Origin of the sequence: Blautia intestinalis, from assembly GCF_014297355.1 — a bacterium.
GTDB classification, from domain to species: domain Bacteria; phylum Bacillota; class Clostridia; order Lachnospirales; family Lachnospiraceae; genus Blautia_A; species Blautia_A intestinalis.
The window spans coordinates 1-21,440 of sequence record NZ_JACOQE010000008.1 but is presented as its reverse complement, the minus strand read 5'-3'; the positions used below and the strand labels follow the sequence as shown (position 1 = coordinate 21,440).

The window sequence follows — 21,440 nt, the reverse complement described above, 5'->3', positions numbered from 1 at the left end:
ATATCAACAATAATTTCTGATCACAACCTGTAACGTTCTTCTGCCCTGATATTCATTGATTTCAGGGTAGTACGTTACAGATATGGTATCATGCATTGAAACAAATTCTGCAAATTCATCTGCTTCACCAAAGAATACCGCATCTTTCCAGACACCATCTGAATCTGTCAATGTCATTTTGGCAACATTTCTGTTTTTCCCAAAGATCCTTAATTTTGAAACATGCAGATTTCTCTGAGCAAATAACGGTTTTGTATTTCCCTTTCCAAACGGTTCCAGAACTTTGAGTTCTTCGGTAAGCGTTTCTGTCAGGTAAGAAATCGGCATCGGCACATCAATCATAACTTTTGGCATCAGATCATTCTCACTCAATGTACAGTTTTCATTAAGTTTCTTCCTGAATCGTTCAACGTTTTCTTCCGCCATTGAAAGCCCAGCCGCCATTGGATGTCCGCCAAACTGGATCAGAAGATCCCGGCATTTAACAAGTTCCTCGTACATTGAATACGCTTCTATTGAACGTCCGCTTCCCTTAACACCATTCTCTGATTTTGTCAGCACAAAGACCGGTTTATGGTACAGTTCCCGGATACGTCCGGCAATGATCCCCGCCAGACTTTCGTGACATTCCGGAAGATAAACAACAAGTACTCTATTTTTATTTATGCCTTCCGTCTCAATCTCATTTATCGCCTGTTCTTTTCCCTGTTCCGTCATTGCCTTCCTGCTCTGATTCAGATTATAAAGATCACCGGCAAGCTTAGCTGCTTCCTGCCCGTCTTCTGTACACAAAAGCGCCAGTGCTCTTGTCGCCGTATCAAGACGTCCACTGGCATTGATACATGGTCCGAGCACAAATCCCACATGATAGGCTGTAATCTCTGCTCCTTTCAGATTATTTACACAAATCAATGCCTGCAGGCCCGGTCTGGTCGTTTCAGATAACCGCCTCAGGCCATGCTTTACAATGATCCTGTTTTCTCCCTGCAAATCCATCACATCACCAACTGTTGCAATTGCTGCCAATTCTGTAAAGTCCAATATCTCGGACTTGTCAATGCCAGCCTTTTCGTACAGTGCCCAGATCAGTTTCCATGCTACGACCGCGCCGCAAATATTTTTATTAGGGTATGAGCAATCCTGCTGCTTCGGGTTGATCACTGCATCCGCACATGGTATGATCCATTCACGTCCGTTTTCACTATCCCGGAATGGAACGTCATGATGATCCGTAAGAACCACAGTCATCCCTCTGCATCTGGCATCTGCGATCTCACCAGCTGCCGCAATACCATTATCACAGGTCACGATCGTATCAATTCCATCTTCCGACGCCTGATCGATCAACTGCTCATGAAGTCCATATCCGTCTTTGATCCTGTCAGGAATACATGTATCAGCCTGTGCCCCCAGTCGTTTCAGACCTTTCAGTAGAATACAGGTCGCCGTCACGCCGTCAATATCGTAATCACCAATGATACGGATTTTTTTGTTTCCGGCAATTTTTGTCCTCAGAATTTCCACAGCTTTATCCATATCTTTCATAAGCCATGGTGATGGAAGTTCTTCAAGTGTTCCATGAAGATACGACTGTATTGCCTCTTCTCCGTCTACATCACGGTTTCGAATCAGCCGGGCAATCACCGGATCGATTCCGAATTTCCTGCCGATCTCCTGAAAATCCGCCTTTTTGGCATATACCATCCATTTTTCCATATGTTCTCCTCTGCACACTTTGGAGTATGCACATTTCTTTTCTCCAGATAGAACAAGTCCCGGGGCAAATACCTGTCCCGGGAACCTGATCTCTTTTATTTCATTATTCGGACTTTTCTTCGCCGGAAGCATTTTCTTTCGCTGCTGCTTCCTGAGCTGCAAGTCTTTCCGCTACTCTTTTACGATTTTTCTTCTTTGGCTGTGTCGGATCCTTTTTGGCCGGCTGGCTGTTCTGTTTACCAGAGTTATTCTGTTTCGCAGAAGAAGCAGCTGTCTTTGCTGCAACTGCAGCCTGTGGAACCGGTTTTCTGTAATAACGTTTCATTACCAGCCACAAAGCACCTGTGATGCAGACAGAAGAATATGCACCGCAGATAACGCCCACCATAAGAGGTGCTGCAAATTCACGGATGGAAGATACACCCAGGATGTACAGAACTGCTACCATAACAAATGTGGTAAAGGAAGTGTACATACTTCTTGTAAGTGTCTGTGTGATACTTTCATTAACAATCTCATCAAGTTTGACTCTGCTGCCCTTCATATTCTCACGGATACGGTCGAAGATGACGATTGTCGCATTGATAGAATAACCTACAATCGTAAGCATGCAGGCAATGAAAGTATTACCTACGGAAATTCTGGAGATTCCATAGAATGCAAATACAACCAGAACGTCATGCAGTAATGCAAGTACTGCACTGCTTGCAAAACGGATATCCTTGAAACGGAACCAGATATAAACAAGCATACAAAGTGTAGCCACAATTACAGCAACAACTGCATCTCTTCTCATTTCAGAACTTACTGTGGAAGAAATACTCTCCGTAGCGATCAGAGATTCATCTACGTCGAACTTGTCAACCAGTGCCTGATCCAGTTTTTCACGTTCTTCCTGAGAAAGAGTACGTGTTTTGATCACTACCTGATTTGTTCCGACAACCTTTGTAGGCTGTACGTTCTTATCTCCGGTAACTTCCTCTACAACAGGAGTTACTTCTGAATCGATCTGCTTGATATCCATATCTTCGTTGAATGTTACAGTTGTTGCTGTACCACCGGAGAAATCAAGCGCATAGTTTAATGCTGTTCCATCTACATTATGATGAATAAGCATTGCAACCGGACCACTCAGAATCAGAACGATAGAAATAATAAAGAATACTTTGCGTTTACCAACGATGTTGAATATTTTACGCTGTTTTGCACGGCCGTAGAATTTTTCATCATGGAAGCCAACTGCATAAAGTGCATTCATTACAAATCTGGAAACAACCAGAGCTGTAAACATGGAAACAACAATACCAAGTGCCAGTGTATAAGCAAAACCCTTAACCGTACCGGAACCAAGCCACATCAGTACCAGTGATGCGATCAGGGTTGTAATGTTTCCATCGAAGATTGCACTGAACGCTTTGGAAAATCCTGACTTGATAGAAGCTCTTACAGAATTTCCTGCTGCAATTTCTTCCTGAATACGAGCATAAATAATAACGTTTGCATCGACCGCCATACCAATACCAAGAATGATACCTGCGATACCCGGAAGAGTCAGTGTAATGTCAAATGCATTTAAGGTGATCAGTACGATTGCCGTGTACAGAATCAGTGCCACACCGGCAACGACGCCCGGCAGACGGTACATAATGATCATAAAGACAATTACGATGATCAGACCAATCAGACCTGCCATTACACTTGTGGAAATTGCTTCTTCACCAAGCTGTGCAGCAACCACACTGGAACGAAGTTCTTCAAGCTCGATGCTCAGGGAACCGATACGGATATAGGAGGCAAGGTTCTGTGCTTCTTCTACATCAGCCATACCTGTAATCTGTGCCTGTCCACCTGTAATTGCTTCATTTACCTTCGGTGCGCTTAAAATCTGGTTATCATAAACGATTGCAATCTGTTTACCGACGTTTGCCTTTGTTGCATCTGCAAATTTTGTCTTACCTTCATCGGTAAGTGTCAGACTTACGGCATATTCTCTGGAGCTGTTTTTGTCAGACTGGAACGCACCACCCTGTGCATCCTTTACGTCTGTACCTTCCAGAACGACAGATCCGGCTTCACGGATCTCGTCAAGACTTCTTGCAAGTGCATAACCGCTTCCTGTGCTGGTAAAGTTTGCATTACCGTCGTCATCCTCTGCTGTGATAAAACACAGAGAACCAGGTTTCCCAAGGTCATTCAGGATTGCATCTGCATCTGTGACACCCGGAATCTCAACAGCGATACGGTCATTTCCTTCTTTGTACACCTGCGCTTCAGTACTGTACTGTTCCACACGCTTCTGGAGCTTATATACAGTATCTGACATGTCTTCAGCACTCGGGTTACTGTCTTTTGCCTGATAAGTGATACTGACACCACCAGACAGATCCAAACCGGTCTTGATATTCTTCGCAGAACCGGTTCCGGTAGGTCCGATGCCTACTCCGGCCGTGTAACACAGAAAGACTGTGATAATGGCGGTCAGAAGCAGTACAACGATTGCTCTGTTTTTCTTCATTGTTCTTTCCCTTCTTATATTTATTATTTTATTCCGCTAACGCGGCCTTTATCATGATTGCGCACTCCACTCTCTTACGCTGAAGTTCGCATCCGATACCATAATTGCCATTAATATCTTTCTGGAAATGATATGCATTGGCAGCGCAGCCACCACTGCAATAAAATCTTGCGAAACAGTCCTTACATGCTTCTTTTGTGTAAACATTGCATTTACCAAACTGATCACGGATCTCTGGTCTGGTGATTCCCTTATCTACATTTCCCATAAGGAACTGTTCTTCGCCAACAAACTGATGACACGGATAAAAATCACCCCACGGTGTCACAGCCAGATACTCGGTACCTGAGCCACATCCGGACAGACGTTTGTAAACACACGGACCGCCTGTAAGGTCAATCATAAAGTGGAAGAAATTGAAGCCCTTTCCGGCTTTTTCTCTGGCAATCATTTCTTTTGCCAGTGCATCATATTCTTCCTTGATCTTTGGAATGTCTTCTTCTCTGATTGCATACTCCTCTGTATCAGCAGCTACAACCGGCTCTACAGAAATCTGCTTGAATCCGAGATCTGCAAGATGCAGAACATCCTTTGAAAAATCAAGATTGTGATGGGTAAAGGTACCACGCACATAATACTTGTCCTGGTTTCTGGATTCTGCAAATTTCCGGAATTTCGGAATGATCAGATCGTAGCTTCCTGCACCTTTACGGAATGGTCTCATATAGTCATGAACCTCTTTACGTCCATCCACACTAAGAACAACATTTCCCATTTCTTTGTTGCAGAATTCCATAACTTCGTCATTGAGAAGTACACCGTTTGTTGTCAGTGTAAAACGGAATTTCTTATTGTGCAGCTTCTCCTGCTCTCTTCCGTATGCCACCAGATCCTTGACAACCTGCCAGTTCATCAGCGGCTCTCCTCCGAAGAAATCGACTTCCAGATTCTTTCTGGAACCGGAATTCGCAATCAGGAAATCAAGTGCTTTCTTTCCTACTTCAAAAGACATCAGCGCTCTTCTTCCATGATATTCGCCTTCCTCGGCAAAACAGTATCGACAGGCCAGATTACAGTCATGAGCAATGTGCAGGCACAGTGCTTTGACTACTGTCTGTCGATTTTCGGTAAATTCTTCTATTATATTTTCGTATACATCTCTGGTAAACAGCATACCCTGCTCTTTCAGCTTCCCACATTCGGAAACAGAAGTACGGATATCAGCCTCCGGATACTGATCCTTCAGTCTGTCTACGATCTCCTGCTCTGACAGTCCCTCCTCCATAAAAGGAAGTACTTCATATGTCACAAGATCTACCAGATGAATGCATCCACTGTTAATATCCAGAACAATGTTGTAACCGTTGCTCTGGTATCTATGTATCAGACTCATCTTTCTGAAAATCCTTTCCTGTATCTTTTTCTTTACGTTATCAGAGCATTACGAAGTAGTTTCCTGTAACGTAAGAATAAGCAGCGGATTTCACTCCGCTGCTTAACTGATTGTTCTGAACCTGCTTATTTGTTCTCGCAGCTCTGATTTCCTACAGTACAGGAAGTTTTGCATGCTGACTGGCAAGATGTCTGACATTCACCGCAGCCGCCTTTTTTCACTGTGTTCTGCAGATTCTTTGTATTTAATGTTTTGATATGTTCCATTATATATCCCTCCTTATGTATAGTTATCTGGAGACAGTATAGCATAAAACCACCCTAAATAAAAGTCTTTTTTTCACGAGAGCATGCCGCCCAGCGTGCCGCCTCCCAGACACATAAAAAACGTCGTAATCGCATGCTGTGCACTCATATCCCATTGCCTCTGCACTGCAAATGAAACGATCATAAGCAGTACAAAATAACACAGTCCTACCAGAAATCCCCACTTGTATTTATTTTGCCGCATGAGTTTTCCAGACAAAAAGCCGCCCGCCAGACAGGAAACTACATAAATCACAAGAATTCCCACTGTTACGATTTCCTGCCCGATATCAAGTTTAAATACTATCAGCGCAAGAAGCAGGAGGCATATTCCCGATAATGCATATGCCAGAAGTAAAGATCTCAAGATTGTTTTTATCTGCATAAAAAGCCCTCCCATACTGAAATATATGGAGGGCTTTTTCTTCATATGTACAAAATCTAAAATTTACTTTCTCTTCTTAAGGTATACAAGCACTGCAACGATCACTGCCGCCGCGATTCCGATAATCACAAACGGAAGAATCGGTGTGTTGTCTCCTGTAGATACTGCCTTCACAGAACTGCTTCCATTCTGTGTCCCCTGATCCGAAGTCAAAGTATCTGTAGCATTCTGACTACTCTGGTCAGAAGACGACTGCACAGATGTTCCCGCTGTACTGCTATTCGTAGAAGTCGCTGTAGATGATGAAGCTGCACTCGTCGGGCCTACTGTCGCAGAACTTTTGGTTGTCGCTCCGGAAGAATAGCTTCCATCCTCAATTTCTTCACCTACCAGCGTCTTGCTTCCAGCGATTCCAAATGGGCTGAATGAATGTGTGCTGAATACCATTGTGCTTCCATCCACACTTGGAACGATCTTCTCCATCGCACCGCTGTCCAGAAGATGCTCGATGGTATAGTCATACCCTGCTTTGACCGGAACGGTCACACTGATATATTCCCCGTCCGGGATTTCATATTCTGTGTTATTTTTCAGATCCCAAAGCTCAAATTCGTAGGCTTTAAACAGATTTGCCTCTGCTTCATTACTGAATTCATAGTTCTCGCCACTTGCCGCACGGAACTGTACATACCACGGAAGGTTAATTCCTGATACAGAAATACCGTTGCAGGTATGGTTTGTTGCTGCAAGTTCGATCTTTTCTTCATCGGACGGTTCTTCATCTGTTACTGTCTGTGCACGCTCATCCGGAGTAATGTTCTTCTCAGTACCGTCAAAAATATTGTCTTTATCAGACTCCGGTGCTTCGGTAATTTCCGGTGTTTCCGTGGTATCTGGTGTGTCTGTAACCTCCGGCATCTCTGTAGTCTCCGGGATTTCCGTTACTGTTGGAGTATCCGGTGCGACTGTAGCTTCCGGTGTCTCTGCCATATCTGCGGAATCCTTTTTCTCTGTATCAGCTGAAGTATCTTTATTTTCAGGTGTTTCTTCTGTATCCTGAGCCTTGTTCAATGCATCATCTGCCTTAGTATCCTCATCAACTGTATCTGGTGTGTCCTGATCTCTTACCTCATCATTATCTGATATTTCTGTGCTTCCCGGTATCTCTGTCGTCTTATCTTCACCGTTTTCTCCTGTATTTCCATTCTCCTGTGTTTCCTGAGAATCCGAGTTCTCATAACTGCTGTCTGTGTAATCTATATCCTTACTGAAACTGCTGACAACTACCGTCACGCTGCTGTAAATCACATCCGACTGACCATCCCATCCGGAAAACTTCGCAAGATCTGCTGTATTGTACGGGCGAAAAACCACATCATAAGACTGTACTCGCTTAGATGGAACGCTGGAACTGTCCACCCATGACAATGTACCATAATCACTCTTCGGAAGAGAAATTTCAGAAAGAGGAACCGGCTGTTCCACTGTAACATTATCAGGAATCAGGCTGCTGGCCTGAACTTCTGCTGTACTTTCTGCCATAACCGGAACGTAAGTAAACTGACTTGTTACAAGTGCTGCCGAGAGTGCCGCTACAGCAAAAAACTGCATATTCTTCCTCTTTTTCATCATAATCTATACACCTCAATCTATTTAAACATGAATTAATGTCTGCTTTAGTCTATTTATAGTGGATGTTTTTACTTTTTTATGAAATACATCCTCAATCAATATATCGTATTTTTATCTCTTTGTAATTTTTTTGTAACACAATCTTTCATTTTACGACACAGACATTATATCACAGTTCTACTTTTTTCGACACCCCAAAATTATTTTTTTTATATTCCCACAGATTACAAAGCACCTTCGGTGATGGGATTTTGCCCCGTATGTCTCGGGATTTTGCCATATTCATGGCAAAACACCTCGCGGGATATTACCTGTAAACAGTAACAATTACATCATCAGGGAGAATTGTGTGACAATTCTCTGTACCTCTCCCAAAACAGATTGGATGCTTTCCTCAGCGTTCATCCAATTTTCTTTCGTAACTCCGTCAACACAACATGGGCATACCCGAAATTCTACTTCCGGGTATGCCCTCTGATAATACATCAGTGCTCTTCTCGCATGATAATTTTTGCAGCATAACAGTGCTTTTTTTATTTCTATTCCCGCTTTGTCCGTGACTTCGCGAGATAATCTGGCATTTTCCCATGTGAAAGTTGCCTGATCTTCCTTAAGAATTACTTCGTCCGGAACATGATTTTTCACTAAAACATCCTTTAAAAATTCCCATTCCGTCCTGTAATTGCCGTTATATCGTTCCTGACCCGACAACACTCCGCAAAATTTGTCAACAGTGATGCTGTATTTTCCACTCGGAAGGACAAATGGCGCATATTTTTCCCCATATAGGGCTGCAGCCTTTTCCGCCATCTGTGAATAACCATTCCCCGGGATAAAAATGATATCCGCTTTTTCCGGTTCATCTTCAGCAAAAATAAATTCACTGATCTGCTCTATAAATCTGTGGTACATATATTCTTTCTCCTTTGTGTGATATTTATTTTGTCACGATTACTGTGCTGTAGTCGTCATCACGCAGCCGCTGCTCCATATTAATGGCATTACCAAGCTGCTGAAAAGCGCCTACCTGAACTTTGTACAGATCATTTTCATATAAAAGGAACGCCGGATAGCCCTGATCATTCAGCTGATACAGCATACGGTCTGCGTTTTCCCTGTTGCGATACGCACCGGTCTGCACCCGGTAATAAACCGGTGCCTCTATTGTTTCTTCTGAAAGCGTTCCAAGAATTGCTCCGGCTATAGCTTCGGCAATCTCATTTTGCTTTTCATCGTATAATTTATTGTCCTCATCCGAATTCAGGAAGCCGGTTTCGATCAGAAGTGCCGGCATCCGTGTGCGTCGAAGCACCACAAGTCCCGGCCGCTCCTTTACTCCTATTTCCCGAAATCCAAGTTCTCCAAGCGCACCAACGATATTCTGCGCCATCTCATATTTTATTCCGCTTTTATCATATACAAGGACTTCCACACCCTGATATTGATTATCTTCTGGGCTGCTGTTCCGGTGAAACGAAATAAAATAATCAGCGCCCGACTGATTTGCAATGCGCGCCTTCTCAAATGGAGTCTGATAAACATCTTCGGTTCTAGTATATACCACATCCACGCCGTTGTCTTCAAGGATTTTGCCAACAGCAAGCGTCAGAGCAAGATTATCATCCTTTTCTTTTTTTTCCTTATATATAGCTCCCGGATCCGTACCCCCGTGCCCGGCATCCAATACGATCTTATATGCCACTTCTGCTCTCCTGACTGCTTTTTAATTAGTATATGCAGACGGCATAAAAATTTTCCCTGCATGTAAAATCCGGGAGAATCTAAAAATATGTCAATCAATAGTATGTAAACTGTCCTGTCTCACGATTATAATGGTACACATAATATGTTAGGAAATCTTCTTCCGGAGTCGTATCACGCACTGTATCTGCCAGAACCCGTTTCAAATCCTCAGGATCCGCTGTTTTTTCGCTGTGGATCATCACTTCGTGTACACTTGTAAATACCATATAAAATCCACCATCCAGCAAATCACTCAGACGCTGTGCAACACCCGGCAGGAACACCGCAACAGCTCCATTGGTACGCGTCGCAGTACTCAGGCAATTCCCGATTGCACTCTTCTTTAATGGCCCGTCAAATAACAGATTCATAAAATTTTCGCCTTCATAATCCATATTGCAGATCAGTTTTTCCCAGCAATAGATCCTCGGCGGTGAAATAAAATATGTATTCAATAACGCATCATTAAACGTCATCTGTTCATCTTTATTCCACTTCTCGAAAATATGCCGCTTAATCTTTACACTGGTACTACATCCATCCAATTCTCCCATTCGAGCATAAAGAACCAGAGCAATGTCTCCAATCGTACGGAAAATTGCATCGTTTAACTCTTCTCTGTTTTTCCCGACATTCAGAAGACGAATAAACAGATCATCTTTGATCTTTTCATAGTCTTCCAGATTTTTGCTCTTCGCAAAGCATTCCGATTTGACAATAGCATCCAGCCGATGCATGATCTCCTGCACAATTCGCTCCATCGTTGCTCCGTTCTGATTCCAGTCATAAAGATCCCTTACATAAAGCGCACATACTTCATATACACCTTCCCGCTGCCGATTCTTCAAAAGCAGGCGATCTCCATCTGTAGGCGGATATTCCTCGGCCGCCTTGTAACAGATCATTTCCTCCTGATATCCTGTTGCCTCAAGCAGTCTCTCACGAAGGTTGTTTACAAATGTTTCATAATTCTTTTCCATATAGATTTCCTCATCTTTCTGAATATTCGGGCGACATGCCCATGAAATATAGATTTGAATAAAAAGAGGAAGCAGACGCTCCCTCTAAGAGTTGCTATGCATTGAGCATACAGCATATTTGACTTTCTGTAAACAAAATTCGTTCGACATATTCCGCGCTCAGCAGAGGTTTCTCACAAAAGGTCGACAGACAAATGTCCGAAAGTGCTGTTTTTACTGCTTTCCCTCCTGTCCAAGAACTGTAAGAAATCCCTCACAGCCTCTGACAATATCAGAATAAGTCGTGGTAAAATCACCGGTATACCACGGATCCGCAATATCTCCGTGACGCTCAGCATAATCCAGCAGAAGACTTACCTTTCCTTCCAGATCGCCTCCAAGAATCCGAAGCATATTTCTGCGATTCCGTTCTTCCATACCGATCAGATAATCATATTTATCATAATCGGCTTTCTGAAGCTGTACTGCACGTTTTCCCTCGCATGATATTCCATGTTTTGCAAGTTCCCGCTTCGCCGGCGGATACACCGGATTGCCGATTCCATTCCAGATTTCCTCCGTGCTCGTCGCCGCAGAAGCGACGTAAAATTTGTCGGCCATGCCGCGACGAGCAAGCATATCCTTAAAGATAAATTCGGCCATGGGTGAACGGCAGATATTGCCGTGGCAGACAAATAGTACTTTTATCATTTCAGACTTATACTCCTTTATGCTGACTTATGCGGATTTATGCCGATTTTACAGGCATTTCCGGATTTTTGTGTTTCTGGTGTAATTCTGCATAACTCCTCATATCTCTTCATATCTCTGTCGTCAATCATGGTAAAAATCATGTTAAATTGAAAACTTTTAACATTACACATTTTTAGCGACTTCCAGCCATTTTAAGAACTTCATCTTTAGCGTCGTCGTATTTGATATGAGTATATGTATTGAGTGTAACCCCGATATCAGAATGTCCCATCAGGTACTGCAGTGTTTTTGGATTCATGCCGGCACGCGCCTGATTGCTACAGTAGGTGTGTCGACATACATGAGGCGTAATCTTTGGAAGCTGCGCTTTATAGATACTGTTATATTTTTCGACAGCGTGTTGAAAATACTTCTCCCAGTGCAATGCCACCAACGGCATTTTGTTTTTATCCAAAAACAGGAATCTCCTGTAGCCATCGATAACCGGCTCAACCTTGTATTTTTTACGCTGCTCCAAAATAATTTTGAAGCATTCATAAACTTCAGACGTCATTGGGATCTGCCTGGTTCCGGCATTAGTCTTGGTGCTTTCTATTCCGTATTTCATATCGGACCATCTCATAAGCTGATGGTCAATATTAATTTTGCGTTCCTTCATATTCAGATCTTTTACCGTCAATCCGCAAAATTCCGAAATTCTCATGCCAGTATGAAACAAGATATAAAACGCTTCATAGTACCGACTAAAGTGTTTGTCTTCCTTTACAAAGTTCAGGAATTTTCTCATTTGATCCAGCGTAATTGCCTCTCTTACAAAAAGGCCATGTTTATACATGATTACGAATTAATTTTCTACTGGAACAATCTTAAAGACAACCCCGATTCCTATGATATTTTTGATTATAAGAATACCCCCGAACTTTCTAATGGTGGCTCGACAACATGGGACTTTGCTATTCCAATATCTAATAACCATTTTATTTGTTGCACAGAAACCTATCGTTTATTCCCTGTCAATGCAAAAACTGGCACCTTTAAGGATGAGATTTGCTATACACCGGGACTAGCAATTTGTGGTTGCAAATTCAAAAAAGCTATTATGTCCGAAGAATGCATGAAGATTATCAAATCCAATAGAGGCATTATATAATTAACCAATAGCTAAAGCAAACAGCCAGAATTTATCTTAACAACTTTCTGGCTGTTTCACTTACATCAACAATCTATGGATGTCTATCAAATTTTTGTTTTAGTTGCAACAAATATCTCGACGGATAGTATCTTTTACAACGGATTTCGTTATATCTATAATCCATTTCATTATAGTAATTTGAATGCATCAAAATACACACTCTTTTTGCACGACTTACACAAACAAAACAGATTCTATTTGACTCTCTTAACGCTTCTGGATCATTATCAGTCCACCACCCGGGGAAATGTCGTTCTTCCATTCCCATCATTATAACAACCTCAAACTCCAACCCTTTTGAACTATGCCGTGTTGATATTGCTATTTGGTTATCTGGCTTTCCTATCTTTGAAAACTTATTAGTATCAAAATCACTATATTTATCTTCTGCCACCTCTTCCAACAAACTCTTAAGATTTTCCCATTCATCCGGTATAATATCAGAATCTATAAGCAAATCTTTTATTCTTAATTCAGATAAAATGTATTTAATCCATTCATTCAATTCATCTTTAAACGCTATACTATCCTGTAGAACACATAATAATTGATGTTTCATTTTCAATCTATCATTTTCGCTCTTATATTTTGTATTTTGATGTTGTAAAACAAGAGTTTCCCAATATTGAAAAATATCATCAAAAGAAGCCTTTTCTTTATTGTTTATCCAAACAGAACATTCTTCTAGCCATTTTACAAAATCAGTTCGTTCAAAATTATGCCTTGATATATAATATGGTATATTGTGTTCTATACACTTTAAGCCTAAATCTTTGCAACTATCATTACTGGAAAGCAACACCGCTATTTCTTCCAAAGGTATCTCTTTTTCAATACATTCCGGAACAATCTTTTTCGCAAAAAAATCGAACTGTTCCTCTAACCCATTATTGCAAGAAATAAATCTATATTCCGCTTCCTCGTCCTCCCTTGTCATTGCATGATAATGTCTCGGGAGATTTAATACAATCTCAGAGCCATCAATAATATCTTGGTTACTTCTATAATTATTTTTTAACTCAACAGATATCGTATCTTCCCTGTTATATAATTCCCTGCATCATCAATATAACTGCAATGGAAAAACACTGGGAAATATGCTTGTACCAATCCCTCCAGCGGATGAGCAAATTCGCATTGTTGAAAAACTTAATGCAGTTATGGTTCATGTAATTGAATATGGCACAGTCGATTCAAAATCAAAACATTTGAACAATATTTTCCCAGAGCGACTTAAAAAATCCATTCTCCAAGAAGCCATTCAAGGTAAACTTGTACCACAAGACCCTAACGCTGAACCAGCCTCCGTTCTTTTGGAACGCATTCGTGCTGAGAAAGAGAAACTGATTCAAGAAGGTAAAATCAAACGTGATAAGCACGAATCCGTTATTTTCAGAAGGGATAATTCTCATTATCGGAACATCATTTGTAAAAGTTAAAATCCTATACGAGCCCTAATATCATTTAACCACTCGCCTTTATATTTAAAAAATCTCGGACCTGCAATCGAATATTTCTTTCCAGATATGAGTTTTGCAGCAGCTGTCAACGACATTTCTTTTCCTTGATACTCCACTTTTCTGTCCCCAACAACCTTGCACTTAATACTTGGATCATCATAATATTCAATTTCTTCTCCAACAGAAATCTGACATTTTGCAAATGAAAAATTCTCCGCTTTTTCATGGCTCTCTGTGTCAATTTCCTGTGCCAACTGTTCCTCCTGTGCTTCTACATCACTTGGAACAACTAATTTCAGATTCTCCTTGCAATCGTGAATTTCTGCCATTGCCTCCAAAATTGCGTATGCTTCTTCTGGCTTCATTGCGTAGAATTCACGCACTCTTTTCTGACCATTAAATTCATCAACAGAACGTAAATCAGGATTCAACTTATCAATAATCGCATGTAACTTCAAATCTGACAATCTTGAATTCACTTCGTATGTCGCATATACTCGGAATGCGAATGGAATACATTCGCTGCGATTCAATTGTTTCAATCGTTTATCTATATTATCTGCATATCCTATTTTCACATAATCTGGAAAAGAAGGATTTGTGAGAATATATATTACACCTTTTTTGTCATTCATATCCGCTTTCTCCATTTATAACTCAATTCTTTGTTTGCCTTTTCCCAAAAGTCATTTTACCTATTATATAGTCTGGAAATTAGCTCGTTTAATATTCAATCCTAAAATAATTCAAATACGCCTTATACTTATCTTGTGCTGTCAGACAGGTATCGGTCAGATAACCTTTTTCGTTGTCCCATTCCTTCAATCCACGATAATAGAACAGCTTCAAATTATCCTCAATAATGAACGGAACAATATTGTATTTCATACACTCCTTAAACATAATCAATCTGCCCACACGACCGTTGCCGTCCTGGAACGGATGAATCCGCTCAAACTTCACATGGAAGTCCAGAATATCCGCAAAGGTCTTTTCTTCTTTGGCGTTGTATTCCGTCAGCAAGGCCTTCATTTTATCGGGAACTTCTTCTGGAAGGGCTGTATTCCTGCCACCGACTTCATTCGGAAGTTTCTTATAATTACCAACAGCAAACCAATCTTTTCTAGAATCGCTGGTGCCATTCTTCAAAACCAAATGAAGTTCTTTGATGAATTTCTCCGTCAAAGCTGCTTTTGCATGATCAATAATCATGTCAATGCACCGGAAGTGATTTGCCGTTTCGATCACATCATCCACATTCAGCACTTCTTTTTCTACGCCAATAGTATTGGTTTCAAAGATATATCTGGTTTGATCGTGTGTCAGGCGGCTTCCCTCCATATGGTTAGAGTTATAGGTCAAATCAATCTGTGTCTTATGATAAATCCCACCGAAATATTTACTTGCCTTCTGCTCTTTCAGAATATCCAACAGAGTAATCGGCTCTTCTTTTCTTTTGTTGGTGCGCTCCGGTTTTTCTGCGTTTTCTGGAATGTTCCATGTCTTACCAGTAAGAAATGCACCGTTCACACGCCCCTGGGAACAGTAATTTCTAACACTACGTTCTGACATATTCCATTTTTTTGCTATTTCAGCAACTAAAAGGTATTTCATCTGCCACCCTCCATCCATCATAAATTAAATCCAAAACGTACTAATCTACTAATTAGTATATCACACTATCGGCAAAAACACCATTCATTTTATCTATTGTGCTGTTTTTTTAGCCGATATAGCAACTATTTCCTATTCAGATAGATTCATTAAAACGGATGCCTATAAATAGTTAATATTCTTTCAAATTATGAATTTATACATTATATCGTCTACTAAGTTTTACCTTCATTTTCGCACATGACCATAAGACTTTTTTCACTCAAATTTTGTGATTATATGTAAAACAAGCATCATTTTTCGTTCGCTAGTAGTATATTCAGTAGTATCAAAGATTTACATCACAATATTTTGTGATAATTTGCCAGAAAACTGACGATTTAGAAGATTAGAGCAACTGGAGTGCCGTTTCAATGATATATGAACTATATGCCTATCACGTAAACTGACACATAAAATCCGATTTTTTCCGGACAACTTCGGGTACCGATCAGTTGGCGGACAAGAGAAAAAGCAGTCATGAAATGAAAGTTGTCATCTGCTACGGTAGAAGGATCTTCCTTTCTAATTTGTCCTGTCTAAACATATACAATAACTCCTATTTCCCTACAAAACAAAAAGCACCAGTTCCCCGATGCTCTGATTATTTTATATGTAATTATTCATTTGCTTCATAATAAAAGCTGTCACTAATCAAATGCTTTATGCAATCTGGAATTTTCTTATCCTTATCTTCAACCAATAAAATATCATACTTCGCCACACTGGCATCCTTTGAAAAAATGAAATCTACGATTTCTCCATCACCACTCTTTTCAACAGATGAATCTTTAACTCGCAAAGACATTGGCAAGAAAAAATCATTAATCTTGTTTCCACCTCTATCTGTGTTTTCTGTCAGCCCCAATGTAAATTCCAAATTTGTAACGCTGAGCTTATATGTAATTGTCATAGTCTGCATATCCTTAAGAACACAAACCATCTCATTTGTTAATTCTGGCAATCGCTTCAAACATGGCAGTTTCTTTTTGGCATTTGCATATATATGTCTTGCATCAAAATAGAACTGATTATTTGTAAGAATAGCCTTTTTTGCATTCCTATAAAAATCCTTTGCAGAAAGTATTGTCTCCACTCCTGTTAAATGCAGAAAATGATCCACCGGAAAAGAAGCTTCAAAATATTCATCTCCATATACATACAGAAATGTTTTACCCGCCAAACTCTGGCTATATACAATTGCCGCCTCTATAATACCTTGTCGTATTGCGTTTTTCTTATCTACCTTTGTTGCCATTTATACCTTATACGCAAAGAAGAGTGTGGCATTTAACCACACTCTTCTGAGAATTACTTTTGTAAAAGAGTTTTCTGCTGGTTGTCAGCCTCGATATCCAGTTAAGATATCAATAACGACGTGGAAATCATTAAGTCCCCCACGTGGACTACAACTTTATCCAAGTTGCCAAGCTCGATGCCCAGTTAAGACATCTAATGAGATGGAATTTTATCCTGCTCCATCTGCAGCCCAACTTTTAACGATGCTCTTACATCGAGAACATTTCTGTTCTTACTTTTATTATACTCAATCAATCAAAAAAATCAGCACGGTTCAGCAAATTCTAATTATTTCCAATATGACAAAATTGCTTCCTGTTATATTTATCTATTTCTTTATTTTCTCTATTATTCCGATCCGGTCTTCCTAAGGTATAAATAAGGTGCAAATTATTCGTCAATCATCAAAAAATCCTTTAAAACCAAGGCTTTCACGGCATCCCTTAAACACTGCCGTGGCATACGAAAAGTACTTTTATCATTGTTGACTTATACTCCTTTATGCTGACTTATGCGGATTTATGCCGATTTTACAAGCATTTCCGGATTTTTGTGTTTCTGGTGTAATTCTGCATAACTCCTCATATCTCTTCATATCTCTGTCGTCAATCATGTTAAATTGAAAACTCTTAACATTACACATTTTTAGCGACTTCCAGCCATTTTAAGAACTTCATCTTTAGCGTCGTCGTATTTGATATGAGTATATGTATTGAGTGTAACCCCGATATCAGAATGTCCCATCAGGTACTGCAGTGTTTTTGGATTCATGCCGGCACGCGCCTGATTGCTACAGTAGGTGTGTCGACATACATGAGGCGTGATCTTTGGAAGCTGCGCTTTATAAATACTGTTATATTTTTCGACAGCGTGTTGAAAATACTTCTCCCAGTGCAATGCCACCAACGGCATTTTGTTTTTATCCAAAAACAGGAATCCCCTGTAGCCATCGATAACCGGCTCAACCTTGTATTTTTTACGCTGCTCCAAAATAATTTTGAAGCATTCATAAACTTCAGACGTCATCGGGATCTGCCTGGTTCCGGCATTAGTCTTGGGGCTTTCTATTCCGTATTTCATATCAGACCATCTCATAAGCTGATGGTCAATATTAATTTTGCCTTCCTTCATATTCAGATCTTTTACCGTCAATCCGCAAAATTCCGAAATACGCATGCCGGTATGGAACAGAATATAAAATGCCTCATAATACCTGCTGAAATGCTCATCTTCCTTTACAAAGTTTAAGAATTTCCGCATTTGGTCTACAGTGATTGCTTCTCTGGTTACGGAATCATTTACCAACACTACTGATACCTGAAACTCAAACGGATTTCTTAAAATGAGATCATCTTCAAGCGCCATCTGGAAAGCAGGTCTTAATACACCCCGGATGATATATGAATCGTACTGTAACTCTTCCCATCCTCCTGCTGCAATTTGATGAGAAATAGCTTTGCATCAGATACCTTCACTTTGCTAATTTCCATCTGTGCAAACTTCTCTTTCTTCAAGACATTTAACACTGTCTGGTGTCCTGCTTTTGTAGTCTTTTTTACACTTAAATCTTTGATTGCAAGATATCTTTCCACCAGTTCAAGAACTGTCATTTTTTCAGGATTAACGCCCTGTAAGTTTTGTAACTGCAGTTCTTTTTCTCTCTCGCGCAGTGCTACGCATTCCCTTTTTCCTGCCGGTAACCGGTCATTCTTTTCCAATTTCCAGGAATACAAATTTTTCTGTTTACCGCCGACGTAATAGAAATATCGATAACGTCCGTCCGACATTTGACTTTCGCCGTTTTGCAAAATCCTTCCTTTACTATCACGTCTTTTTGTGCTAACCTTTTTCATATACAAACTACCCTTTCATATAAAAAGGGCACCAGTAAAATTATAATATCATACTGGTGTCCTTTTGTCATCACGCTCTCAAATCGAATTTACTTCATTCAGCCATTCAGAAAATCTCTCACGTTTGAATAACAACTTGACACCGTTATATATCACAATACCGGTATCACGGTTATCATCTGCAATCTGCTGCAGTTTTCTTTCGCCAATCCCAAAATACTGAGCAGCCTCTGAAAGGGTAAGTGCATATTTTTTCCAGAGCGGGACTTCATTCTTTGTAATCATATTAATACCTCCATTTTCTTCAAAATCTTTTTATCGGTATTAATATGTGATTTTTTATGAAAAACAGGAAAAAATCAGATAGTGTCTTGTAATCTCTCCATTTTTTTCGTATTTTATCTGTTTTTCTTCTGTTTTTAATCATTTGCCTAACAAATAATAATCCATTCTATTTTCAATTCTAAATTTTATGCTATACTGTTTATAGTTTAATTTGTTTGGAGGGATTTTGATGAATTATTGTATAGTGATGAAATATTCCGCAAAAGAAAATTGCTATATTGTGACCGTTCCAGATCTGCTAGGATGTATGGCGGATGGAAGGACGCCTAACGAGGCATTTGAAAATGTGAAAAATGTGATCAGTGAATGGATAGAAACGGCCAGGGCAGCAAGCAGGAAAATCCCAGAAACATCATTCGGGATAGAGAATTTTTAAGGGGCAGCAGTTTAACTACTCTGATTACATCGAACCTGGCATTCAAAATTGAAAGCTCATCACCATAAACTAATTAAAAGCAATTTTATATGTTGTCGCAAACGATATTTTACCCCTTACCATATTTAAAGTGGTCCCCTGCATATTCATCAAACCAGCGGATATATTGGGTTCCCACATCACGAGTCGGATTTTTTTGCCGATCCAGCATAACCCGGCCATATCGATAATGTTTAACAATTTCCGGGAAAGCAATACCTCCGCAAATCTCTGGCAAAGTCAATGCCAGTGCAGACTGCCATCGTCTATCTACAACAGTCATGTATTATAATCCGTATATTTTTATTTATGGCATATGTCAATTATATAATTGACGTATCTTAAAAAATCCAGTATACTATGTTCGTAAAGGAGATAACTTTTATGAGCTTCGAAAATTATTTTCCACTATGGAATGACTTAAATACAGCACAGAAAAAACTAATTTCAGACAATTTAATCACACGGGATGTAAAAAAAGGAACGATCATTCACAACGGAAACCTTGACTGTACTGGATTATTACTGGTTAAATCCGGGCAGCTTCGAACCTACATACTTTCAGATGAAGGACGAGAAATTACACTTTACCGTCTGTTCGATATGGATATGTGTCTTTTATCCGCCTCATGTATCATACGCTCCATTCAATTTGAAGTAACCATTGAAGCAGAAAAAGATACTGATCTTTGGATCATCCCTGCTGAAATCTATAAGGACATCATGAAAGAATCTGCTTCCGTCGCAAACTATACCAATGAGTTAATGGCTACCCGTTTTTCTGATGTCATGTGGCTGATTGAACAAATCATGTGGAAGAGTCTGGATAAGCGTGTTGCTTCATTTCTTTTAGAAGAAACCTCTATCGAAGGAACAAATGAGCTGAAAATCACTCACGAAACTATCGCAAACCATCTTGGTTCCCACAGAGAAGTTATCACTCGAATGCTTCGATACTTTCAAGGCGAAAGACTCGTCAAACTCTCACGCGGCAAAATCACAATCCTTGATTCGAAAAGACTGGAAACACTACAAAGATCATAAAACTGTTTTTCTATAACATTTAAAGAATCCTCCATTTATCAGAATTATGAAAGTCGTTCTAATAAATGGGGGATCTTTTTATACTACGATTAAACTATAAAAAATTTGTTTATTTCTAATAATCCATACCGCATGCATATGCCCTTTCGATCAGCGTACGGTCATTAACCACTGCATCATAGAAGCGGAATCCACCGGAAAAGTTATATGTTTCATATCCATTTCCTTCCAGAATACGGCTGGCAATGTAACTGCGCAGACCACTTTGGCATATCAGATACACAGGCTTTCCTTTCTCAATTTCGTTAATTCGTTCCCTCAGTTCATCTACAGGAGTATTTTTGAATCCATTAATATGCCCCCTGCTAAATTCATCTACCGTTCTCACATCCAGCAACACAGCATTTTTATCTTTAGAAATCTTATCCATATCTTCCAGATGCCATTGTTTTAAGGTCCCTTTTGCTATATTGTCTATCATGAATCCGGCCATATTTACAGGATCCTTTGCAGAGGAATAAGGCGGTGCATATGCGAGATCCAAATCTTTCAACTGGGTTGCCTTCAGCCCTGCATGAATTGCTGTTGCCAGTACATCAATACGTTTATCAACTCCTTCATATCCAATAATCTGAGCACCAAGCAAGCGATAAGTCTCTTTTTCAAAAACCACCTTCATGGTCATCACTTTTCCACCGGGATAGTAACCGGCATGACTCATAGGAGAAAGAATTACTGTATCTACCTCTAATCCTGACTTTTTGGCATTGGTTTCATTGATACCTGTAGTGGCTGCTGTCATATCAAATACTTTGAT

At 40.1% G+C, this 21,440-nt stretch carries 22 protein-coding genes and 1 pseudogene; 4 read left to right on the top strand and 19 right to left on the bottom strand.

The genetic code is table 11. The annotated features are described in order from the left end of the window. Positions 1–3: 3 nt before the first annotated feature. From recJ to H8Z79_RS12045, 11 genes are all read right to left on the bottom strand, one after another. Positions 4–1,716 (bottom strand): single-stranded-DNA-specific exonuclease RecJ, encoded by a 1,713-nt coding sequence (gene recJ, locus H8Z79_RS12095; protein WP_118040400.1) that lies wholly within the window; start codon positions 1,714–1,716, stop codon positions 4–6. A gap of 103 nt (positions 1,717–1,819) precedes the next feature. Then, complete coding sequence (locus H8Z79_RS12090) at positions 1,820–4,231, bottom strand: protein translocase subunit SecDF (protein ID WP_015541287.1); 2,412 nt, start codon at positions 4,229–4,231, stop codon at positions 1,820–1,822. A 28-nt stretch (positions 4,232–4,259) separates the two neighbouring features. Further along, the gene (gene scfB, locus H8Z79_RS12085) at positions 4,260–5,624 is read right to left on the bottom strand and encodes a thioether cross-link-forming SCIFF peptide maturase (RefSeq protein ID WP_015541286.1); all 1,365 of its coding nucleotides are present in this window, start codon (positions 5,622–5,624) and stop codon (positions 4,260–4,262) included. 125 nt (positions 5,625–5,749) lie between these two features. Further along, on the bottom strand, positions 5,750–5,890 hold the full coding sequence (gene scfA, locus H8Z79_RS12080) for a six-cysteine ranthipeptide SCIFF (RefSeq protein WP_015541285.1): 141 nt from the start codon (positions 5,888–5,890) through the stop codon (positions 5,750–5,752). 73 nt (positions 5,891–5,963) lie between these two features. Further along, a complete protein-coding gene (locus tag H8Z79_RS12075; RefSeq protein ID WP_015541284.1) occupies positions 5,964–6,314 on the bottom strand; it encodes a TIGR04086 family membrane protein in 351 nt (116 codons plus the stop codon). A 63-nt stretch (positions 6,315–6,377) separates the two neighbouring features. Beyond that, positions 6,378–7,925 carry a hypothetical protein gene (locus H8Z79_RS12070; protein WP_118040284.1) on the bottom strand — a complete coding sequence of 516 codons (1,548 nt, stop codon included), beginning with the start codon at positions 7,923–7,925 and terminating at the stop codon, positions 6,378–6,380. 348 nt (positions 7,926–8,273) lie between these two features. Beyond that, positions 8,274–8,858 (bottom strand): YdcF family protein, encoded by a 585-nt coding sequence (locus H8Z79_RS12065; RefSeq protein ID WP_118040282.1) that lies wholly within the window; start codon positions 8,856–8,858, stop codon positions 8,274–8,276. 25 nt (positions 8,859–8,883) lie between these two features. After that, positions 8,884–9,648 (bottom strand): N-acetylmuramoyl-L-alanine amidase, encoded by a 765-nt coding sequence (locus tag H8Z79_RS12060; RefSeq protein WP_118040280.1) that lies wholly within the window; start codon positions 9,646–9,648, stop codon positions 8,884–8,886. A 94-nt stretch (positions 9,649–9,742) separates the two neighbouring features. Continuing rightward, positions 9,743–10,669: a DUF5688 family protein gene (locus H8Z79_RS12055; RefSeq protein WP_015541281.1), complete on the bottom strand. Its 927-nt coding sequence runs from the start codon at positions 10,667–10,669 to the stop codon at positions 9,743–9,745. Positions 10,670–10,882: 213 nt separating this feature from the next. Next, on the bottom strand, positions 10,883–11,359 hold the full coding sequence (locus H8Z79_RS12050) for a low molecular weight protein-tyrosine-phosphatase (protein WP_187002859.1): 477 nt from the start codon (positions 11,357–11,359) through the stop codon (positions 10,883–10,885). A gap of 175 nt (positions 11,360–11,534) precedes the next feature. Further along, entirely contained in the window at positions 11,535–12,149 is a 615-nt protein-coding gene (locus H8Z79_RS12045; protein WP_225876983.1) for a site-specific integrase, read from the bottom strand. Between H8Z79_RS12045 and H8Z79_RS12040 the strand changes: the two genes are divergently transcribed. Next, positions 12,150–12,512, top strand: a complete 363-nt coding sequence (locus H8Z79_RS12040; protein WP_187002861.1) for a hypothetical protein — start codon at positions 12,150–12,152, stop codon at positions 12,510–12,512. 73 nt (positions 12,513–12,585) lie between these two features. Here the strand turns inward: H8Z79_RS12040 and H8Z79_RS17305 are convergent, their stop codons facing one another. Then, positions 12,586–13,584, bottom strand: coding sequence for a 3'-5' exonuclease (locus tag H8Z79_RS17305; protein WP_330607575.1), 999 nt, complete (start codon positions 13,582–13,584; stop codon positions 12,586–12,588). A gap of 67 nt (positions 13,585–13,651) precedes the next feature. Between H8Z79_RS17305 and H8Z79_RS12030 the strand changes: the two genes are divergently transcribed. Then, positions 13,652–13,993, top strand: a complete 342-nt coding sequence (locus tag H8Z79_RS12030) for a restriction endonuclease subunit S domain-containing protein (protein WP_187002857.1) — start codon at positions 13,652–13,654, stop codon at positions 13,991–13,993. Here H8Z79_RS12030 and H8Z79_RS12025 read toward each other — a convergent pair. From H8Z79_RS12025 to H8Z79_RS12005, 5 genes and pseudogenes are all read right to left on the bottom strand, one after another. Then, positions 13,990–14,649 (bottom strand): GIY-YIG nuclease family protein, encoded by a 660-nt coding sequence (locus H8Z79_RS12025; protein ID WP_118041585.1) that lies wholly within the window; start codon positions 14,647–14,649, stop codon positions 13,990–13,992. The genes H8Z79_RS12030 and H8Z79_RS12025 overlap by 4 nt on opposite strands. Positions 14,650–14,737: 88 nt before the next feature. After that, positions 14,738–15,628, bottom strand: coding sequence for a Fic family protein (locus tag H8Z79_RS12020; RefSeq protein ID WP_118041587.1), 891 nt, complete (start codon positions 15,626–15,628; stop codon positions 14,738–14,740). 658 nt (positions 15,629–16,286) lie between these two features. Continuing rightward, positions 16,287–16,925 carry a PBECR4 domain-containing protein gene (locus tag H8Z79_RS16935; protein WP_225876982.1) on the bottom strand — a complete coding sequence of 213 codons (639 nt, stop codon included), beginning with the start codon at positions 16,923–16,925 and terminating at the stop codon, positions 16,287–16,289. 686 nt (positions 16,926–17,611) lie between these two features. Further along, positions 17,612–18,819 (bottom strand): annotated as a pseudogene (locus H8Z79_RS17475) (tyrosine-type recombinase/integrase). Between the two features lie 78 nt (positions 18,820–18,897). Further along, entirely contained in the window at positions 18,898–19,104 is a 207-nt protein-coding gene (locus H8Z79_RS12005; protein WP_015541219.1) for an excisionase, read from the bottom strand. A 229-nt stretch (positions 19,105–19,333) separates the two neighbouring features. Here H8Z79_RS12005 and H8Z79_RS12000 point away from each other — a divergent pair, with 229 nt between their 5' ends. Then, positions 19,334–19,540 carry a type II toxin-antitoxin system HicB family antitoxin gene (locus H8Z79_RS12000; RefSeq protein ID WP_015541218.1) on the top strand — a complete coding sequence of 69 codons (207 nt, stop codon included), beginning with the start codon at positions 19,334–19,336 and terminating at the stop codon, positions 19,538–19,540. A 109-nt stretch (positions 19,541–19,649) separates the two neighbouring features. Here the strand turns inward: H8Z79_RS12000 and H8Z79_RS11995 are convergent, their stop codons facing one another. Then, positions 19,650–19,862: a hypothetical protein gene (locus H8Z79_RS11995; protein WP_225876981.1), complete on the bottom strand. Its 213-nt coding sequence runs from the start codon at positions 19,860–19,862 to the stop codon at positions 19,650–19,652. A gap of 101 nt (positions 19,863–19,963) precedes the next feature. On the opposite strand from H8Z79_RS11995, the gene H8Z79_RS11990 reads away from it, so the two are divergent. Next, positions 19,964–20,623 (top strand): Crp/Fnr family transcriptional regulator, encoded by a 660-nt coding sequence (locus H8Z79_RS11990; RefSeq protein WP_015541217.1) that lies wholly within the window; start codon positions 19,964–19,966, stop codon positions 20,621–20,623. A 115-nt stretch (positions 20,624–20,738) separates the two neighbouring features. Here the strand turns inward: H8Z79_RS11990 and H8Z79_RS11985 are convergent. Next, on the bottom strand, positions 20,739–21,440 hold a 702-nt coding region (locus tag H8Z79_RS11985), incomplete at its 5' end, for a rhodanese-like domain-containing protein (protein WP_263970809.1).

Excerpts from the sequence above, each read along its gene's own strand:
- recJ (WP_118040400.1), bottom strand. The coding sequence starts at position 1,716 with ATGGAAAAATGGATGGTATATGCCAAAAAGGCGGATTTTCAGGAGATC.
- H8Z79_RS12020 (WP_118041587.1), bottom strand. The coding sequence starts at position 15,628 with ATGAAATACCTTTTAGTTGCTGAAATAGCAAAAAAATGGAATATGTCA.
- H8Z79_RS12065 (WP_118040282.1), bottom strand. The coding sequence starts at position 8,858 with ATGTACCACAGATTTATAGAGCAGATCAGTGAATTTATTTTTGCTGAA.
- H8Z79_RS12055 (WP_015541281.1), bottom strand. The coding sequence starts at position 10,669 with ATGGAAAAGAATTATGAAACATTTGTAAACAACCTTCGTGAGAGACTG.
- H8Z79_RS12000 (WP_015541218.1), top strand. The coding sequence starts at position 19,334 with ATGAATTATTGTATAGTGATGAAATATTCCGCAAAAGAAAATTGCTAT.
- H8Z79_RS12090 (WP_015541287.1), bottom strand. The coding sequence starts at position 4,231 with ATGAAGAAAAACAGAGCAATCGTTGTACTGCTTCTGACCGCCATTATC.
- H8Z79_RS12045 (WP_225876983.1), bottom strand. The coding sequence starts at position 12,149 with ATGAGAAAATTCCTGAACTTTGTAAAGGAAGACAAACACTTTAGTCGG.
- H8Z79_RS12005 (WP_015541219.1), bottom strand. The coding sequence starts at position 19,104 with ATGATTACAAAGAATGAAGTCCCGCTCTGGAAAAAATATGCACTTACC.
- H8Z79_RS12030 (WP_187002857.1), top strand. The coding sequence starts at position 13,652 with ATGCTTGTACCAATCCCTCCAGCGGATGAGCAAATTCGCATTGTTGAA.
- H8Z79_RS11990 (WP_015541217.1), top strand. The coding sequence starts at position 19,964 with ATGAGCTTCGAAAATTATTTTCCACTATGGAATGACTTAAATACAGCA.
- H8Z79_RS11995 (WP_225876981.1), bottom strand. The coding sequence starts at position 19,862 with ATGACTGTTGTAGATAGACGATGGCAGTCTGCACTGGCATTGACTTTG.
- H8Z79_RS12075 (WP_015541284.1), bottom strand. The coding sequence starts at position 6,314 with ATGCAGATAAAAACAATCTTGAGATCTTTACTTCTGGCATATGCATTA.
- H8Z79_RS12025 (WP_118041585.1), bottom strand. The coding sequence starts at position 14,649 with ATGAATGACAAAAAAGGTGTAATATATATTCTCACAAATCCTTCTTTT.
- H8Z79_RS16935 (WP_225876982.1), bottom strand. The coding sequence starts at position 16,925 with ATGGCAACAAAGGTAGATAAGAAAAACGCAATACGACAAGGTATTATA.
- scfA (WP_015541285.1), bottom strand. The coding sequence starts at position 5,890 with ATGGAACATATCAAAACATTAAATACAAAGAATCTGCAGAACACAGTG.
- H8Z79_RS12050 (WP_187002859.1), bottom strand. The coding sequence starts at position 11,359 with ATGATAAAAGTACTATTTGTCTGCCACGGCAATATCTGCCGTTCACCC.
- H8Z79_RS12070 (WP_118040284.1), bottom strand. The coding sequence starts at position 7,925 with ATGCAGTTTTTTGCTGTAGCGGCACTCTCGGCAGCACTTGTAACAAGT.
- scfB (WP_015541286.1), bottom strand. The coding sequence starts at position 5,624 with ATGAGTCTGATACATAGATACCAGAGCAACGGTTACAACATTGTTCTG.